An 18,532-nucleotide genomic window follows, 5' to 3' on the forward strand; every position below is an offset into this window, starting at 1 on the left:
TATTTTAAACCAACATTGAGATTGGGTTTTCAATCAAAGCTTTCAAGTCTTTCATAAACTTAGCACCAGCCATACCATCTACGACACGGTGGTCAATTGTCAATCCAAGACTCATAATTGGACGAATCACGATTTCACCATTTACTACAACCGGTTTCTCAACTGTTGAGCTAACACCGAGGATGGCTGAGTTCGGTTGGTTGATGATAGGACCAAATGATTGAACCCCAAACATTCCCAAGTTACTGATGGTGAAGGTTGAATTTTGCAATTCGCTAGGAGATAGTTTACCATCCAAAGTACGTCCGATGACATCTTTAAATGCAACAACCAATTCAGACAAGCTGAGTTTTTCAGCGTTGTAGACAACTGGTGTCATAAGACCGTTATCCATACCAACTGCCATTGCAAGATTTACATAGTTGTGAGTAATAATTGTCTTACCATCTTCTGTCAGTGAAGCGTTGATGTATGGGTGTTTCATAAGAGTCTTAACAACCGCTAGAGAAAGCAAGTCTGTAACAGTGATTTTCTTACCAGTTGCTTCCATAATTGGATCAAGAACTTTCTTACGAAGTGCTAACATTTCAGACATATCAACATCGTAGTTAAGTGTAAAGGTTGGAGCAGTTAAGTATGACTCAACCATACGTTGCGCAATAACCTTACGCATAGGAGTCATCGGAATGCGTTCGATTTCTCCATAAGGCGTTACGTTGTCTGGAACTTCTTCCACTTTCTCAATTTGAGCAGGTGATTTAATGGTGTCATTTTCGATATTTTCAGGAAGATAGGCCAAAACGTCCTTCTTCATGATTTTACCACGATGACCAGTTCCTTGAATTTCTTGCCAAGCAATATTATGCTCTAGTGCAATTCGTTTTGCGAGTGGTGAAATGCGAACCACGTTAGTGTCTTTATATGTTTCCACGTCTTCTTTGTGGACACGACCGTTTGCGCCTGAGCCAGAAATGTCATAGAGGTTGATCCCTAAATCATCCGCTAATTTTCTAGCCGCAGGAGTCGCTCTTAGCTTATCATCAGCCATGACCTCTCCTATTCTATACTAAGATATCAAGGGCGTTAAAAGTCACAGTGAAAATAGGAAACTTGACGAAGAAACTTTAGTTTCTAGAAAAGTTGATCTTTTTCATCCAGACTTTAGCCCGAGTTCAATTTTATGATGCAAAGGGCTTTTAGCCCGTGCTCTAATCTAAGATATCAAGGACGCAGAGAACTCTGCACCTAAAAGATACAAAGCTTCTCGTCTGATTTATCATATATTACATAATTTATTTTATGTATTATTGTTTGTTATGAGTTTTACGGATTGCATCTTTGATGCTTTCAACTGTCGGAATCATTGCATTCTCAAGGTTTTGTGCGTAAGGCATTGGCACATCTTCCCCTGCACAACGGCGGATTGGTGCATCCAAGTAATCAAATGCTTCTGATTCTGAAATAATAGCTGAGATTTCACCGATAAAACCATTTGTCTTGTGGGCATCGTTGACAAGAACTACTTTTCCAGTCTTCTTAACTGAATTAATAATGATGTCTTTATCAAGTGGAACCAAAGTACGTGGGTCTACTACTTCTACTGAGATGCCTTCTTCGGCCAATTCTTCAGCTGCTTGCATGACACGACGAAGCATTTTACCGTATGTTACTACTGTTACATCAGTTCCTTCGCGTTTGATTTCTCCAACACCAAGTGGGATAGTATAGTCTGGATCAACAGGTACTTCACCTTTTTGGTTAAATTCTGATTTGTATTCAAGAATAATAACAGGATTGTTGTCTCGGATTGAAGACTTAAGAAGGCCCTTCATATCAGCAGGTGTACCTGGAGCTACAACCTTCAATCCTGGGATATGAGTAAACCAAGATTCCAATGATTGTGAGTGTTGAGCAGCAGAACCTACCCCATTACCAGCGGCACAGCGGATTGTCATTGGTACTTGCCCTTTTCCACCAAACATGTAACGAGTTTTAGCTGCTTGGTTGACAATATTATCCATGGCAATAACAGAGAAATCCATGAAGGTCATATCAACGATTGGACGAAGTCCTGTCATAGCAGCACCTGCTGCTGCACCAGAAATTGCAGCTTCAGAGATTGGACAGTCACGTACACGTTCTGGCCCAAACTCCTCTAACATACCTACAGAAGTTCCGAAGTCTCCACCGAAAACTCCGACATCTTCACCCATCAAGAGTACATTTTCATCACGACGCATTTCCTCAGACATTGCAAGGATAATGGTATCGCGGAAAGACATTAATTTTGTTTCCATATTTCTCTACTTCTCCTTAGTCTGCGTAAATATCTTCAAAAGCTGATTCTAGCGGAGGGAATGGACTTTCTTCTGCAAACTTAACAGATGCTTCCACTGCTTCCTTGACTTGAGCCTGAATTTCTTCAAGTTCTTCTGCACTAGCAATCTTGTTTTCAACAAGGTACTTGCGGAGATTTTCGATTGGATCTTTTTCCTTCCACTCATCGACTTCTTCACGTGTACGGTATTTACCAGGGTCTGATGATGAATGACCAAGCCAACGGTAAGTTACACTTTCGATTAAGACAGGGCCTTTGCCAGAACGAACATGGTCAACTGCTTTCTTAAATCCTTCGTATACATCAATTACATTGTTTCCATCAGGAATAAACATTCCAGGAATGCCGTAAGCAGCGCTACGCTCATAAATATGCTCCACATTAGTCATTTTCTTAATATCAGCAGAGATTCCATAACCGTTATTAATACAGTAGAAAATAACTGGAAGATTCCAAATTGAAGCCATGTTAACAGCTTCGTGGAAGACACCTTCGTTAGTCGCTCCATCACCAAAGAAGCAGACAACGATTTTACCAGTGTTTTTCATTTGTTGAGTAAGAGCTGCACCTACTGCAATCCCCATGCCACCACCTACGATACCGTTAGCACCAAGGTTACCTGCATCAAGGTCGGCGATGTGCATTGATCCACCTTTACCCTTACAAGTCCCTGTATATTTACCAAGGATTTCAGCCATCATTCCATTGAGGTCAATACCTTTAGCAATGGCTTGACCGTGACCACGGTGGTTTGATGTGATAAGGTCATCTTCATTAAGAGCTAACATAGCCCCAACGTTAGCAGCCTCCTCACCAACAGAAAAGTGCGTCATACCGGGCACTTTACCTTTTTTTACTAATTGAGCAATTTTTAAATCCATACGACGAATTTCTTCCATCTTACGGAACATCTCAAGCAAAAGATTTTTATCTAGAGTTGACATAATCTTGCCTTTCTATGTTTAATTTCTTATAGTTCTATTCTAACTTATAGGTTAATGAGAGTCAAAGAATATGCTTGCTATTTTTTCACAATATAAAAAAAGAAAAGTCTGTAAAATCAAGACTTTTCTTTACATAAAACAACTATTTCACAAACTAATTTTTAAGGATATATTCATCAAATTATTTGAATCTTTTCATAATAACTTGTAAACGCCACCGATAGAGTAATCCACTGACAACTAAACTTACGATGAGACCTATCCAATATGAGTAAGCATCGAGATTTGTTGAATAATCTAGAAATACACCAAGAGGTATAGCAACTCCCCAGTATCCAAGGAGACCAAGGCAGAAAGGTATGACAGTATCTTTGTAGCCTCTTAAAATCCCTTGTAATGGCGCCGCAAATGTATCAGCTAACTGGAAAAACAAGCTATAAGTCATAAAACTTGCAGTTAATTGAATGAACTCTGGATCATGGCCATATAGACTGGCAACATTCTCTCTAAAAACATACAGAAAGGAAAGCGTTAAAATTGCGAATGCCATAGCTGATAGTCGTCCAATTTTAATGTATCTCTTAGCGTCCTCTAGACGTTTAGCACCAACTTCGTAAGAAACAACGATAGCCATTGCTGTTGAAATACTCATAGGAAAGGCATACATGAGAGATGAAAAGTTCATGGCAGACTGATGACTAGCTATTATCAACGATGAAAACTTCGCCATAATCAAGCCAACGGCTGAAAAAATAGCAACTTCCGCAAATACAGTTCCACCAATAGGTAACCCCAGTTTTATCGCTTCTTTTATTTTATCACCGTCTAAGGGTAATCGTTTCTCTAAATGCAGTTCTTTCAATTTTTCCTGTTTAAGAAGGACTAGGATTGAAATCCCCAATAATGCCCAATAAGCCATAGAGGTCCCAAGTCCCGCTCCAGCTCCTCCCAACTCAGGGAAGCCAAAAGCTCCGTAGATTAAGAGGTAGTTAAAACCACTATTGAGAGGTAGCAATAAAAGCATTAAATACATGGATAGCTTAGTTAATCCCAGTGCATCAAGTAATGAACGAATAACACTAAAGAGTAATAGAGGAATAATTCCAATAGCTAAAAGCCATAGATAACGAATTGCTATATCTGCTACTGCTGCTTCTAGCCCCATATTATTTAGAACTAGAGGAGCAGCAAGAAAAACTAAAACAAATAGAAAGATGGATAAGCCAAGCGAAAGATAAAGAAATTGATAAAAATCAGAAGCTACTTCATTTTTCTTCCCTCGTCCTAAATGATGTCCAATTATTGGAATTAAAGCCGAAACAATCCCAGTTAAAAAAGTAAAGAAAGGATTCCACAAACTAGTCGCCATTGATACGCCAGCTAAATCTATCGTATTATACTGGCCAGTCATTGTCGTATCAACAAAAGAAGCCGAATAATTTGCGAATTGATAAACCAAAATAGGGAAGAAAATCTTAAGAAATAAAATGAACTTGTCTTTAAAATGATGGGTTGGATACATATCGTCTCTCTCTAATTAATGATTCGAAAGAGCAGATTTCACCTAGTTCTTATAGACAATCTGTCCATTACAGATGGTGTATTTGACCTGCCCTTTCAAAGATTCACCGATAAATGGTGAATTCGCTGCTTTAGAAGCAAAATGACTATCCACGATTCGGTCCGCTTTATCATCAAAAATTGTAATATCAGCTGGACCGTTTTCAGATAGATAACCTGCTTCAAAGTTATAAAGTTTAGCTGGGTTATAGGACATTTTTTCTAATAATTCCATCAAGCTCAGCTCACCAGCTTCGACTAAGTAGGTTAAACCAAGCGACAAAGAAGTTTCTAAACCGGTCATACCTGAGGGTGCCTTGGTAATATCTTCGACGTTCTTTTCATCAGCATGGTGCGGCGCGTGATCTGTCGCAATTACTGAAATGACACCTGACTTGAGTCCTTCGATAACTGCACGGCGATCAGACTCCAAGCGAAGTGGTGGATTCATCTTAGCATTGCTTCCCTTAGTCAAGAGAAGCGCTTCAGTCTTAGAGAAATGTTGCGGTGCAACTTCGGCTGTTACATTTGCTCCTAAACCTCGAGCAAACTCCACAACCTTGACACTTTCTTCCTTAGACAAATGCTGAATATGAACATGGGCTTTTGTTGCATAGGCGATCATAACATCACGTGCAATCATAGCGTACTCTGCAACCCCAGTAGCACCGCAGATATGAAAGTACTCTTTAGCGATATTCTCGTTAAAACCAAGTGTACCATTCAAGCCAGGATCTTCTTCGTGCAGACTGATAAAAGTGTTGAGTTTTTTAGCCTCTTCCATAGCTTCTTTAACTACTTTACTACTTTCAAGAGGAATACCATCATCTGAAAAACCAACGGCTCCAGCTTCTAAAAGCGCCTTAAAGTCAGTCAAGTCTTGGCCATTAAAGTTCTTGGTAATCGTTGCTACAGACTTAACATTAATTTTTTCCTTAGCGGCAGACTGAAGAACTTCCTGCAAAGTCTCAACATCTGAAATGGTTGGATTGGTATTAGCCATCATGACAACTGTCGTAAAACCACCAGCTGCAGCTGCTAAAGCACCTGTATGAATGTCTTCTTTATGAGTTTGACCAGGTTCACGAAAATGAACGTGGATATCCACTAAACCGGGTGCAACTACAAGACCAGTAGCATCTATTACTTGAGCGCCTTCTTCCTGGATTTCAGAAGCAATTTGAACAATTTTACCGTCTTCAACCAAAACATCACACACTCGATCCAAACCAGACTTAGGATCCATTACTCGACCATTTTTAATTAGTAACATCTGCTTTCTCCTTTATTCGTAGAAATCCACTTGGGTATCCAATAACTTATCACCATCATAAACAAACTTGGCTGAAAAGAATGGTTTATCTTCTAAAAGCCACTCTACGAAGGTGTGGTCTCCTTCCCAGGTTGGTTTGCTTAAAACCTCGTCATAAGGAACCCATTCTAAAGTCCCTTCATTACAATCAATCAATTCACCCTCAAACTCAGTCACCTTAAACACATAGGTGTACCAGTCCAGGTCTGGTGTAAACTCAGGAAAGGTGATAACTCCCTTTAATACTGGTTTTGCTTTTAGACCAGTTTCTTCTAAAATCTCACGAGCAGCACATTCTTGTGGAGTTTCTCCACGCTCTAACTTGCCACCTACACCGATCCATTTTCCTTCATGGACATCATTAGGCTTTTTATTGCGATGAAGCATGAGCAATTCTTTTCCATTATCAATGTAGCAAATTGTCGCTAGCTGAGGCATATTCTCTCCTTATCTAAGCCAATCAATTGGCTCTTGTCCTGTTTCTTTTAAGAATGCATTGGCCTTAGAAAAAGGCTTGGAACCCCAAAATCCTCTGTAAACAGAAAGAGGACTTGGATGGGCTGATTCAATAATCAAATGTTGAGGATTGGTCACTAAAGCCTTCTTCTTACGTGCATAAGCACCCCAGAGTACAAAAACCACAGGTCTATCTAAATTATTGACAACCTTAATCACTGCATCCGTGAATGGCTCCCATATCTGACCAGCATGACCATTAGCCTGGCCAGCAGGGACTGTCAAGCAAGCATTGAGAAGCAAAACACCCTGCTCCGCCCAAGAGGTCAAGTCATGAGACGGTTTTACCCCAATATCATCCGCAAGTTCTTTTAAAATATTTTGCAAAGAAGGAGGTGCTGGAATAGAATCTGGAACTGAAAAACTCAAGCCCTGAGCTTGACCAGGCCCATGATAGGGATCCTGCCCCAGAATCACTACCTTAACCTCTTCCAGCGGAGTCGTCAAAAGAGCCTGAAAAACCTTCTCCTTAGGTGGATAAACAGTTCCCTGAGCATAGACCTGTTCCATAAATTGATTGATTTTCCCAAAATAACCTTCAGGTAATTGCTCCTTAATCAAAGCATGCCAAGATGAGTGTTGCATCGCCAACTCCTTTATCGTATCCATCTAAAGGCACGTCTTAATTCATCCGTACCATTTTTAAAAAAGCATAAACCATGTGCAAGAATGATCTTATCCGGTTTCCAGTTTAACATACGGGCAAAGGAAACCTTTGCTTCCCTTTGCCTTCCTATAAAAGTCATCCGATAGTCAATAGGAGTTTGACCATCAGGAGCTGTTACACGAGCTAAACGATAGAATCTTCTGCGAATTGGACTAGCTATTTTTTCCTGTTCAAAGTTCTCTATGAGGTCTGTTACAATTAGTGTTTTAGTTGATTTATGAAAAAACACCACCTCTTCAATGACTGAACTTCCCTTAAAAATGAGTTGATCTATCTCATCAGACCATAAGTCAGGAGCTTTATCTGTTAAGGGAGCATCAAATACAACCTTGACATTCTGACTTTTCGCTCTCTCTTCTACTCCTGGACTAGACAATGCTTGCGCATGAGGATATCTTTGTTTCCAATCTGCAATATAGGCGTAGTGAATCTTATTTGGTGAAATCAGGTAAGCGACTTTGCCCAAAGCGTCTAGTTCATTAAAAAGTTTCTCATTTGGCGCAATAGGAGAATGAATCCAAAGTTTACCATCATTTAACTTAATCACCGTCATACGTGTCTGAAAAGGAAGTTTGAAGACCTTCATGTCCATTTGAATCAAATCACCATCTACTATCCAGATATTTTGATCAACTTCCTTTAGTGTATACAATGGTTCATAAAGAGAAAGTTCTGGTCTTGACATCGTTTACCATTCCTTTATTTTTACTGCCTCTATTATAGCAAAAAGTGGCTATTGAAACCACTTTTTACAGTTTATCTAAGATTTCTAGCAAAGCCTGATAAGAGTCGACTTCATAAGTTGGCTGGGCTAGGCTTTTATTTTCCAAATGATTCGGATTGTACCAGATAGTATCGATGCCAGCATTATTTCCACCCTGAATATCAGCTGACAAAGAATCGCCAATCATAAGGGCATGATTTTTATCAAAGTTAGGGATACGAGCTCCAATTTTCTCATAAAATGCTGCATCTGGTTTTTGAGTATTGAGCTGTTCTGAAATGAAAATCTCCTTGAAAAATGGTTCGATACCAGATTGTTCCAAACGACCTGTCTGAATAAAGGTAATTCCATTTGTCGCAGCATAGAGTTCATAGCCTCGACTTATCAATTTTTTTAATAAATCTTCCACACCTGGGAAAATCTGTCCCTGTTTAGACAGGAAAAACTGGTAGCGCGCTGCTAAGTAGGCGCCATCTTTTTCAATGCCAAAGTGAGCAAACAATTTTTCAAAACGAGTATTAACCAACTCTACCTTTGTGATTTTTTTCTGCTCCAAATCCTTCCAAAGTGCTTTGTTCATAGGTACATAATAATTTTTGTATGTTTGGATATCCTCTACTCCTTCTTCATTTAGGAGTTGCGATAAGGCTACATCCTCAGCAGCATCAAAATCAAGTAAGGTATGGTCGAGGTCGAAAAGTAAAAATTTATAAGTCATTAATTTATTGTCCTGTATTCAATAGTCTTAATATACTTCAAAGTATAGCACAAACAGATAGAATAATAAATCCTCACACGATTGATTTTCAAATAAGTAATTTTAAAAATATAATAAATAATAAAATTTAATATAAAATTTCTAGTATTCAAAAATAGGTAATTCTTAGATTTTTGTAAATTGTTGAAATAATTTTTATTATCATTAGATGAAACACTAAAAAGTTTAAACGTGATAAAACAAAGAATGTAAGCGGTTTTTATATTATTTTAATTCTTAAGAAACAAATAAATTCTAAGTTTTTGTGAATTTTTTTATTTATAGCAAATTCCACATATATATTATTGATGTACACATTATAATGTGATATAATTCGCTTATAGGATAGTTTTAGTAATAGACTAGGAGGAGGCCAGTAATAAGGGTGTCTATAAAATCATCCTATATATAATAATTTACTCAGGGAGTATTACTTAAAGTACAATTTTTTTGTATCTTAAGAATACCAATCTAACAAAAGGAAGGAAAATAATGAAGAACAAAAAGAAATTGGGAATCTTTTCTTTTATTATTTGCTTATTGACAACTGTCTTTGTATTTAGTTTGAATAAGACATTTGCTGAAACTCCTGAGATTTCAGTAACTGGAAAATTTGTAGATGCAATTACAGATGTCAAAGTTGTAAATAATGAAGGTGGAGATCTAACTTGGGATTTAGCGCAATGGGCTACATTCGGTATCAATGCAAAATTTGATTTAAAAGGTAAAAACGTCAAAGCAGGGGATACTACTGTTATGACTGTACCAGACGCTTTGGTGATTACTTCACAATCATTCGAAATTCGTGCTCGCGGTACAAATGAGATTATCGCTTACGCTAAAGTAAATGCGGATAACAAGTCCGTTTCTTTAACTTATACGAATTATGTTGAAAAACACTCTGATACAAATGGCTCTTTCGTCTTCTATGCTCGTGTCGATTTCAAAAAACACCCTCAACAAGGAGAAATTCCAGTTGAAATCACGATAAACAAGGAAACAAAACCTGCTGGAAAGATAACATTTAAAGGTATCGGAGATGGAGATCCAAAACTTTTAACAAAGACTAGTTGGGTTAATGAAGGTGATAAAAGAGAGGTCCAATACACTATTTCAGTCAATCGTACAAAAGAGAATATTCAAGGTGTAACGATTGAGGACCACTTGCAATTTACAAACGCTAGCTATGTAAAAGATAGTATTAAGGTTATCAAAGGTAAATTCTCTTATGAAACCGGTGAATGGGTATTCTCAAACCGCGTTGATGTTACTGATCAACATAAAATTACAGTTAGTGAAGACGGCCAATCCTTCGTTATCGAACTAGGTGACATTACAGATCAAGATCAGTATCGTATTTCTTATAACGTTCGTCTAAATTATGATCCTGTAGATAGAGAAGTCTTGAGAAATGAAGCAACTCTTAAAGGTGTTGGTATTGAAAGTACGAGCGTAATTAATGCTGCTGCAGTTCAAATTGCTGGTGGGGTTGGTGAAGGTTATGTTTACTCAATCAATATCCATAAAGTAGATGAGGCGAATCAGCCACTTAAGGGTGCTAAATTTAAACTAGTTCGTCAAGCTAATAACCAAGTTATTGGTGAGTATGTATCAGATGATAATGGTAATATTGCTGTTAACAAACTGTTAAAAGACAAATATATCATCACTGAGGTTGAAGCACCATCCGGCTATATCATCAAGGATGCGGATACAGAAGTTAACGTTGACGATTTTGGAGCTGATCATTCAGTAACTAAAACAATTGTGAATCCAAAAGAAGAAACAACAACTACTACTACAACAACTACAACTACAACTACAACTACAACAACGACTGAAGAGCCTACAACTACTTCAACTACAACAACAACTGAAGAGCCTACAACTACTTCAACTACAACAACAACTGAAGAGCCTACAACTACTTCAACTACAACAACAACTGAAGAGCCTACAACTACTTCAACTACAACAACTACAACTGAAGAGCCTACAACTACTTCAACTACAACAACTACAACTGAAGAGCCTAAGACTACTTCAAGCACAACAACTACAACTGAAGAGCCTAAGACTACTTCAAGCACAACAACTACAACTGAAGAGCCTAAGACTACTTCAAGCACAACAACTACAACTGAAGAGCCTAAGACTACTTCAACTACAACAACTACAACTGAAGAGCCTAAGACTACTTCAACTACAACAACTACAACTGAAGAGCCTAAGACTACTTCAACTACAACAACTACAACTGAAGAACCTAAGACTACTTCAAGCACAACAACTACAACTGAAGAGCCTAAGACTACTTCAAGCACAACAACTACAACTGAAGAACCTAAGACTACTTCAAGCACAACAACAACAACTGAAGAGCCTAAGACTACTTCAACTACAACAACAACTGAAGAGCCTAAGACTACTTCAACTACAACAACTACAACAACCACTGGTGAAGAACCTAAATCTACAGTAACAACAACAAACGACAAACCAGGACTTCCTAATACTGGTGAAGGCAAAGGAACGTTAGTTACTATCATTGGTTTTGTAACTCTCATTTCATCAATCGGTGCCATTGCATTCTTACGTAAAAATGAAAAAGAATAAGGTTAAAGATTGATTAACTATATAAAGGACTATTTCAAAAATAGTCCTTTTTCATTTCCTCGACGAATGAATCATTGCTTACAAACATTGTTCAAAGTAAATGTTTAAATTTTTTCAGAGAATTTAATATAATTTTATAATTAAAACAGTTAAATACTTGAAGTTTTATTTATTTGTGATATAATTCACCTTATAGGATATTTTTTTGATAATTGACTAGTAGGAGGTGCATTTTTAGTAGTGTTGTCTTGAAAAAGTAACCTATATAATTATGCATATATTTGTAAGTTTTGGTTTTAACATACAAATAAGTGTAAAAATTTGGAGACAAATAGGAGAAGGAAATGAAAAAAAATAATCTAAGTAGACTTGCAAAAGTCTTCTTTCTTGTATTTTTACCCTTATTGTTCATAGTATTTTCGCAGTCTGATGTGGTAAAAGCTGGAGATGTCAGTAATAATATTAGCTCACTGACTGTTTCATCAAATGAACTCACAAATGGTGGACAAACAACTGTTAAGTTTACATTTGACGAGCACGCACAAAAAATCCAACCAGGTGATACATTAAAAGTTAATTGGACTAGTTCTGGTACAGTCTATGGGGTAGGTTTTAAAAAGACTATTCCTCTAAACATCGACGGAACTTACGTTGGAGACATGGTCATTACTGATGGCTCTGCTACTGTTACTTTTAACGAAGCTATCAAAAACCTTCAAAACATCCGTGGTTGGGGTGAATTTGAGATTGAAGTTCATAATGATACAGCAACTGATAAAGAACATGTTGGTAAATTTACTATCATCAGTGGAGATAAGACAGTAGATCTAAGCGTTAAGAAAGAGGCGACTGGCGAAAACCACGCTCCATTCTACTTAAAAGCTGGGGATATGCACGCTAATGATCCTGAACACATTCTTTGGACATTGACAATCAACGCAATGAACTTAGAAGTGGACGGCGACGTTCGTGTGGAAGATGAAATCCAAGGTGGTCATTCACTTGTAAAAGATAGCTTCAGTATTACTACAACAGGTAATAAACCTGGATATTACGGTGGTGCAACTGCTATCGACGATTTCTTAGCGGCCTTTCCTGGATCAACATTCACAATTGATGCTTCTGGAAAAATCACTGTTACAATTCCAAAAGACTTGATCAACAAGACTGGCGTTCTAATTTTCTATCGTACAAAATTAGAAAATGAAAAGCAAAAAGACTTCAAGAACAACACAAAAGTTTGGTACCAAGTCAAAGGTGAAACTGCGGTTGTGGCCAAAGAAGTAAACGCATCTGTGGCAAACATCAATGCAAACGGTGGTGTGGATGGCGATCAAACTTCAACTACTACAACCACAACTACAACCACAACCACAACTACAACTGAAGAGCCTACAACTACTTCAACTACAACTACAACTGAAGAGCCTACAACTACTTCAACTACAACTACGACTGAAGAGCCTACAACTACTTCAACAACTACAACAACAACTGAAGAGCCTACAACTACTTCAACTACAACTACGACTGAAGAGCCTACAACTACTTCAACAACTACAACAACAACTGAAGAGCCTACAACTACTTCAACTACAACAACAACTGAAGAGCCTACAACTACTTCAACTACAACAACAACTGAAGAGTCTACAACTACTTCAACTACAACAACAACTGAAGAGCCTAAGACTACTTCAACTACAACAACTACGACTGAAGAGCCTAAGACTACTTCAACTACAACAACTACAACTGAAGAGCCTAAGACTACTTCAACTACAACTACAACTGAAGAGCCTAAGACTACTTCAAGCACAACAACTACAACTGAAGAGCCTAAGACTACTTCAACTACAACTACAACTGAAGAGCCTAAGACTACTTCAAGCACAACAACTACAACTGAAGAGCCTAAGACTACTTCAACTACAACTACAACTGAAGAGCCTACAACTACAACTGTAGAACCTAAGACTACTTCAACTACAACAACTACAACTGTAGAACCTAAGGCTACTTCAACTACAACAACTACAACTGAAGATAAGCCAGGGCTTCCAAAAACTGGTGAAAGAAAAGGAACATTTGTAACAATTCTTGGTACTATCATCCTTGTTTCATCAATTCTAGTTGTTAGAAACTCACTTAAATCTAAAAATAACTAATTTTAATGAACACAATTAAAGTGGTCTAATTTTATATGATTTAAGTTCACAGCCAAAAAAGGGTTTACTAAAAAAGTAAACCCTTTATTTTTTATGATTTATAATAGAGAAAATCGATAACCATTTTAAAGTTATCGATTTTAAAATATTTTAATCTTTTTCACCAAGTTTACTATTGATTGTCATCATAATGCTAGCAATCTTTTCACCCCAATATGGATCGGAAGCGTAAAGAACGTTCATACCAGATGATTTGTTACCAAGATAGGTTCTACCTTCATCAATATAATTTTCTCGAATCCATTTAGCTGCACCCAAGATTCCCTTATCAACATTGTCAAAACTCTTTGCAGAATCATATGGAGTTGTATCATAGGCGGCAATACCAAAGAAGTTATTCTTATCTTTAGCAATTTGACTACGTCCCCATGCACTTTCCAGAGCACTGTGGGCCATTAGATAGAGTGCGTTGACCTGATAACGTTTCTCCGCTTCTTTGAAGACCTCTCCTTTACCTGCAAGTCGGCTCCCCTGAATATTCATAAGAGAATAAACTTTATCTAGTTCAGCTGCTGTATAATTTGTTGGCTTCCTTAGATCTCTATATAAGAATGGATTCTCAACTTTAAAGTTATCGAAGTTAACGCCATCTGCTGAATAGTATTTTGTACCAATAGCCATCGATGAACTATGAGGTGCTACACGAATACTTGTATAAGGTGATAACTCGTGATAAACGTAACGACCATCACTTGTGTAATGAGGGATAAACTCATTATTAGTGTTAACAGCTGCAAGGTCACTCTTATTCATAAAGCCTGAAAGTCCAGAAATTTGGACTGGGAGTCGGTCACCTTGAGACTCTGTGTCAGAAACAGCAACTATAGTACCTTGAGAAATATAGCTAAGTCTAGCTCCAGAAGCACTATAAACATAGGCTGTTATTGGTTTTACTTTATAATAACTAGATGGGTTAGAGATCCACTTCCCGTTATTTTCAAAGCTATAATTTTTACCATTGATTTTGAGTGTTCCAGTAGCATATAGTCCATCTTCTTTTAGATAATACCAAGCATTGTAACTCTTATCAAAGATCCACTCATTCTTGGCCATATAACCATATGATTTGAGATAGTAGGACCCTTGCCATTGATTTTCAGCATAAGAACCATCTGATTTTAAGTAGAACCAACTATTGTATTTTTTATCAAAGAACCATTCATTTTGAGCCATGGCGCCACTATCTTTTAGGTAGTATTTATCTTTCCATTGACTACTCAACATGACCCCGTCTTTATCAAATAGGTACCAAGAGCTATTAATCTTTTCCCATTTATTACGAACGACTTTTCCTGAATCAGTAGCATAGTACCACTTTTCATCCATTTTTACCCAGTTCTTTTCAGCCATAGCACCGCTAGTCTGAAGAAGATAGTCATTATAAATGGTTTTGCTTAACATGATACCAGTTTCATCAAAACGATACCATGAACCGTTAATTTTTTCCCATTTGTTGCGGATAATCTTTCCTGATTCTGTAGCATAATACCACTTATCATCCATCTTTACCCAACCCTTCTCATGCATAGCACCGCTACTTTGAAGAAGGTAGTCGTTATAAATGGTTTTGGTTAACATGGCACCAGTTTCGTCGAAACGATACCAAAAACCGTTAATTTTTTCCCATTTGTTGCGGATAATCTTTCCTGATTCTGTGGCATAATACCATTTTTCATCCATTTTTACCCAAGAAGTTTCAACCATAGCTCCGCTTTTGTTAAAGAGATAGTCATCATAAACTTTATTGCTAAGCATGGTACCGTCTTGGTTAAAATAATACCAGTGACCAGCTATTTTTTTCCAATTCGTAACAGCCTTTTTATTTTCATAATAACGCCATTGACCATTCTCTTTTTGCCAACCTTCTTTGTTGACTTCTTCAGTAATTTCTTCTGTTGAAGAGTTATCCTTAGTAACAGCTGTTTCCGGTTTCTGTGTGGTATGAGAAGATTCTTTTTCAGGATTCTGTTGATTTGAGTTTTGATTCTGCTTATCGTTCTGCTCTTGACCTTGAGCTTGCTTTTTCTCTTTAGCTTCCTTACTCGTTCCATTTGCTACAGTTTTTTCTGAACTTTGTACTTTGTTTGTAGCTTGGTTTTCTTCAGCCAGGACGTTGTTTTTTGAAATCCCTGCTATGGAAAGAACAACTGTACTAGCCAGCAATAACTTTTTCATTATTTTATCCTTTCAATTTTATAAATTCATATTCTTTATTTCTTGCTTATCTCTATTACAGACGAGAATTATCCATTTTATTATACAATATAATTTCAAATATAAAAGTAACATCTTTAAGAAGAAAGAAAGTTGTAATATTGTTAAAACAATTTAGAAATAAAAGTCAACAAAAAGCAGTCGAACAATATCTGAACGACTACTTATTTTATTCTAATAATTAACCTTCTATTACTTTGGTACGTTTATTAGTTAGAAGCGGATTTATAAATATAGATAGAATAGCTATGATTGCAAAACTAATACCTACATACCAATATGGTGCATCGAGTGTGGTTGAACGACCAGATAGATTGACAATACCTCGGAATAGTGTGCCTGTTGTAACAATAGCTACTGCAGAATTCCATAAATTAAGGCTAATTCTGGACAAATACGGAAGGACTTTGAGCAAAATTGCTAGTATTATCCCACCCACCAGAGGAACAGCAAACAAGTAATGCATATGAACTGATGTCTCTCCAAAACTAAATGCTTCATAAATTCTAGAAAAAGCAAAGAAGAAAATCGTAATTAGAGTATAAGAGATGACAGTTTTTTTAAAGCGTTTTTTGTTAGGATTAATAACCGATGTAGACAATATCACTCACCGCCCTTTCTGAAATTCTATTTCCTCCAGTCGTTGGCTTGTTAATAACCTGACCGTTGAAGTAAAGCGTAGATGATCCACCACCATCAAGGTTGTAGGCCGTTTTTACACCGTATGATTTCATAACTTCAGCCATTTGGTATAGTGAGAGACCCTTGCTTTCAGTAGTACGTCCATCTGAAACTACGATAATATAGTGGTTTTCATCAATAATTCCAATCGCAGTACGAGGATTTGATGCCATAGCTTGTCCAACTTCTTCATTTGTTCCTACTGCAATCTCACCATTTTCAACTAAAGTTGGTCCAAAAGCCAAGAGATTGACAACACCATCTTTAACTAGTTTCTCAGCTGAAATCTGATCCTCGTAAATAATCTTGAAAGAACCATCCTTATAAATAGCTAAATCACCATTGCTAGAATCTTCTCGTACACTATCACGATAGACGACTCCATTACGGATAACATATCCTGTTGAGTTGGCACCGTAGTAGTCTCCATTGACTGCTAGAATAGCATTGTTATCAGCAGCTGTTTCAGAAGTTTTTGCAGTTACGTTGGTCCCAAAGGCATTTTGAGCGAATGCTGTTTTTAGATATTCTGATGAACTTACCCTAATATCTGCAACATACACTTGGGTATGATTAACCGTCGTTTCAGACAAATTAACAGAAATATTGTCATCTTTATAACTAGAGTCAGTGACAGTAGCTGTCTTAGCAGCTTGGCTTGCTGCTGCAGCATTGGAGCTTGTGCTAGTTGTGGCAACTGTCGAAATAGTCTCAGCAAGGACAAAAGTCTTCAGCATGGAGTAGCTAAAGGATCCTGTCAAGAGTAAACCAAGAACTGAGGCGTAAGCATAGCGTTTCTTTAAAAATTTCATAATACAGTTGATGTCCTTTCCTTAAAGATGAATTTCTTCTGCACTGTCCAAGAGACAGCGAAGAGAAGGATGCCGACGATAACTTTAGCAATCAGAAGGTTGATACCAAAGACTGTAAAGAAGAGACGAATCAGTAGCGTGTCTAAGACAAAGAGTCCTACTGCCAGACCGAAGTATCCCATCCCTGTTTTCACAAGGCTATCTTCGTTTTTAAAGACTAGTTTTTTATTGGTTGAATAGTTAAAAATCGAGCTGGTCACACGGGCTAGTCCGTTAGCTAGGAAAATTCGGAAACTTGTTGGCGTTGTTGGTAAAAACAAGATTGCAATAGCATAAACGATATAGTCTACAACAAAACTACTGAGAGATGACAAGGCAAATTTAAAGATATTTTTATAAATCATGAGCCCATCTTTTATTGGTCGGAAGTGTGAATCCTCATTATCATTGATATAGACCGTTTCGATTGGTACTTCTAAGATTTCATATTCTTTGCTTGCTTCCAGAAGCATGTTCATTTCGTATTCATAACGTTGACCTTCGATCTTTAGCATAAAAGGAATGAGATTTGTTGTAAAGGCGCGAAGGCCTGTCTGAGTATCTGTTACTCCTACTCCTGTTTGTAATTTAAAGAGTACTTTTGTCAAGCTATTCCCAAAACGACTACGGAGTGGAACCTTACCTGTAAAGGCACGCACACCCAAGATTAGCTTGTTAGGATTTTCAGAAGCTTTGTTAGCCGCACGGAAAATATCCCAAATTTTGTGTTGCCCATCCGCATCTGCTGTTACGACAGTTCCATAAATGTTTTGCTCTTGGATATAAGAAAAGGCTGTTTTAAGCGCCTGCCCTTTACCTTGATTCACTTCGTGACGGAGTACCGTAGCATATTGCTCGGCTTTATCAAAGATATTTTGACACTTTGTTGAACTGCCGTCGTCGATAACTAGAATATGAAAATCACTCTTTTCATTGATTTTTTCGATGAGTTTGATAAGTTTATTATCAGGTTGATAAGCTGGAATTACTATATAGTTCATACCGGCACTCCTTTCTTAGTAATGGCATAACTATACAGAATATCGCTTAAAGATACCTTATATCAGTTTTCTTTAAGAAAAAGTTAAAGAAACTTTAAGACAAGTAGACGATTTTTGATTAGA

The 18,532-nt window shown here is 37.4% G+C and carries 15 protein-coding genes; 2 read left to right on the forward strand and 13 right to left on the reverse strand.

What is annotated here, in order from left to right; genetic code table 11:
* Positions 1–4 precede the first annotated feature (4 nt).
* The 9 genes from QM810_RS01850 to QM810_RS01890 all read right to left on the reverse strand — a co-directional run bounded on the left by QM810_RS01850 (position 5) and on the right by QM810_RS01890 (position 8,779).
* A complete protein-coding gene (locus QM810_RS01850; protein WP_178895004.1) occupies positions 5–1,048 on the reverse strand; it encodes a dihydrolipoamide acetyltransferase in 1,044 nt (347 codons plus the stop codon).
* A 256-nt stretch (positions 1,049–1,304) separates the two neighbouring features.
* Positions 1,305–2,297 (reverse strand): alpha-ketoacid dehydrogenase subunit beta, encoded by a 993-nt coding sequence (locus QM810_RS01855; RefSeq protein WP_414253653.1) that lies wholly within the window; start codon positions 2,295–2,297, stop codon positions 1,305–1,307.
* A gap of 16 nt (positions 2,298–2,313) precedes the next feature.
* Entirely contained in the window at positions 2,314–3,282 is a 969-nt protein-coding gene (locus tag QM810_RS01860) for a thiamine pyrophosphate-dependent dehydrogenase E1 component subunit alpha (RefSeq protein WP_178895002.1), read from the reverse strand.
* A gap of 181 nt (positions 3,283–3,463) precedes the next feature.
* Positions 3,464–4,804 carry an MATE family efflux transporter gene (locus QM810_RS01865; RefSeq protein WP_414253654.1) on the reverse strand — a complete coding sequence of 447 codons (1,341 nt, stop codon included), beginning with the start codon at positions 4,802–4,804 and terminating at the stop codon, positions 3,464–3,466.
* A gap of 42 nt (positions 4,805–4,846) precedes the next feature.
* Complete coding sequence (locus tag QM810_RS01870; RefSeq protein ID WP_414253655.1) at positions 4,847–6,115, reverse strand: dihydroorotase; 1,269 nt, start codon at positions 6,113–6,115, stop codon at positions 4,847–4,849.
* A 12-nt stretch (positions 6,116–6,127) separates the two neighbouring features.
* The gene (locus QM810_RS01875) at positions 6,128–6,592 is read right to left on the reverse strand and encodes an NUDIX hydrolase (protein ID WP_001135775.1); all 465 of its coding nucleotides are present in this window, start codon (positions 6,590–6,592) and stop codon (positions 6,128–6,130) included.
* Positions 6,593–6,601: 9 nt separating this feature from the next.
* The gene (locus QM810_RS01880; RefSeq protein WP_414253656.1) at positions 6,602–7,255 is read right to left on the reverse strand and encodes a uracil-DNA glycosylase; all 654 of its coding nucleotides are present in this window, start codon (positions 7,253–7,255) and stop codon (positions 6,602–6,604) included.
* Positions 7,256–7,266: 11 nt separating this feature from the next.
* Positions 7,267–8,022: a DUF4336 domain-containing protein gene (locus QM810_RS01885; RefSeq protein ID WP_414253657.1), complete on the reverse strand. Its 756-nt coding sequence runs from the start codon at positions 8,020–8,022 to the stop codon at positions 7,267–7,269.
* A gap of 64 nt (positions 8,023–8,086) precedes the next feature.
* Positions 8,087–8,779 carry a YjjG family noncanonical pyrimidine nucleotidase gene (locus QM810_RS01890; RefSeq protein WP_414253658.1) on the reverse strand — a complete coding sequence of 231 codons (693 nt, stop codon included), beginning with the start codon at positions 8,777–8,779 and terminating at the stop codon, positions 8,087–8,089.
* 531 nt (positions 8,780–9,310) lie between these two features.
* Between QM810_RS01890 and QM810_RS01895 the strand changes: the two genes are divergently transcribed.
* Both QM810_RS01895 and QM810_RS01900 read left to right on the forward strand, forming a co-directional pair.
* Positions 9,311–11,434, forward strand: coding sequence for an Ig-like domain-containing protein (locus tag QM810_RS01895; protein ID WP_414253659.1), 2,124 nt, complete (start codon positions 9,311–9,313; stop codon positions 11,432–11,434).
* Between the two features lie 344 nt (positions 11,435–11,778).
* Complete coding sequence (locus QM810_RS01900; RefSeq protein WP_414253660.1) at positions 11,779–13,602, forward strand: LPXTG cell wall anchor domain-containing protein; 1,824 nt, start codon at positions 11,779–11,781, stop codon at positions 13,600–13,602.
* A gap of 150 nt (positions 13,603–13,752) precedes the next feature.
* On the opposite strand, the gene QM810_RS01905 is transcribed toward QM810_RS01900, so the two are convergent.
* The 4 genes from QM810_RS01905 to QM810_RS01920 all read right to left on the reverse strand — a co-directional run bounded on the left by QM810_RS01905 (position 13,753) and on the right by QM810_RS01920 (position 18,409).
* Complete coding sequence (locus QM810_RS01905; protein ID WP_414253661.1) at positions 13,753–15,837, reverse strand: glucosaminidase domain-containing protein; 2,085 nt, start codon at positions 15,835–15,837, stop codon at positions 13,753–13,755.
* A 220-nt stretch (positions 15,838–16,057) separates the two neighbouring features.
* On the reverse strand, positions 16,058–16,483 hold the full coding sequence (locus QM810_RS01910) for a hypothetical protein (protein WP_414253662.1): 426 nt from the start codon (positions 16,481–16,483) through the stop codon (positions 16,058–16,060).
* On the reverse strand, positions 16,458–17,369 hold the full coding sequence (locus QM810_RS01915) for a phosphodiester glycosidase family protein (protein ID WP_414253663.1): 912 nt from the start codon (positions 17,367–17,369) through the stop codon (positions 16,458–16,460). The genes QM810_RS01910 and QM810_RS01915 overlap by 26 nt, the downstream gene beginning before the upstream one ends.
* Positions 17,366–18,409: a glycosyltransferase gene (locus QM810_RS01920; protein ID WP_414253664.1), complete on the reverse strand. Its 1,044-nt coding sequence runs from the start codon at positions 18,407–18,409 to the stop codon at positions 17,366–17,368. The genes QM810_RS01915 and QM810_RS01920 overlap by 4 nt, the downstream gene beginning before the upstream one ends.
* Positions 18,410–18,532 lie beyond the last annotated feature (123 nt).

The sequence above is a fragment of the Streptococcus infantis genome (assembly GCF_047464155.1).
In the GTDB taxonomy this organism is placed as follows: domain Bacteria; phylum Bacillota; class Bacilli; order Lactobacillales; family Streptococcaceae; genus Streptococcus; species Streptococcus infantis_U.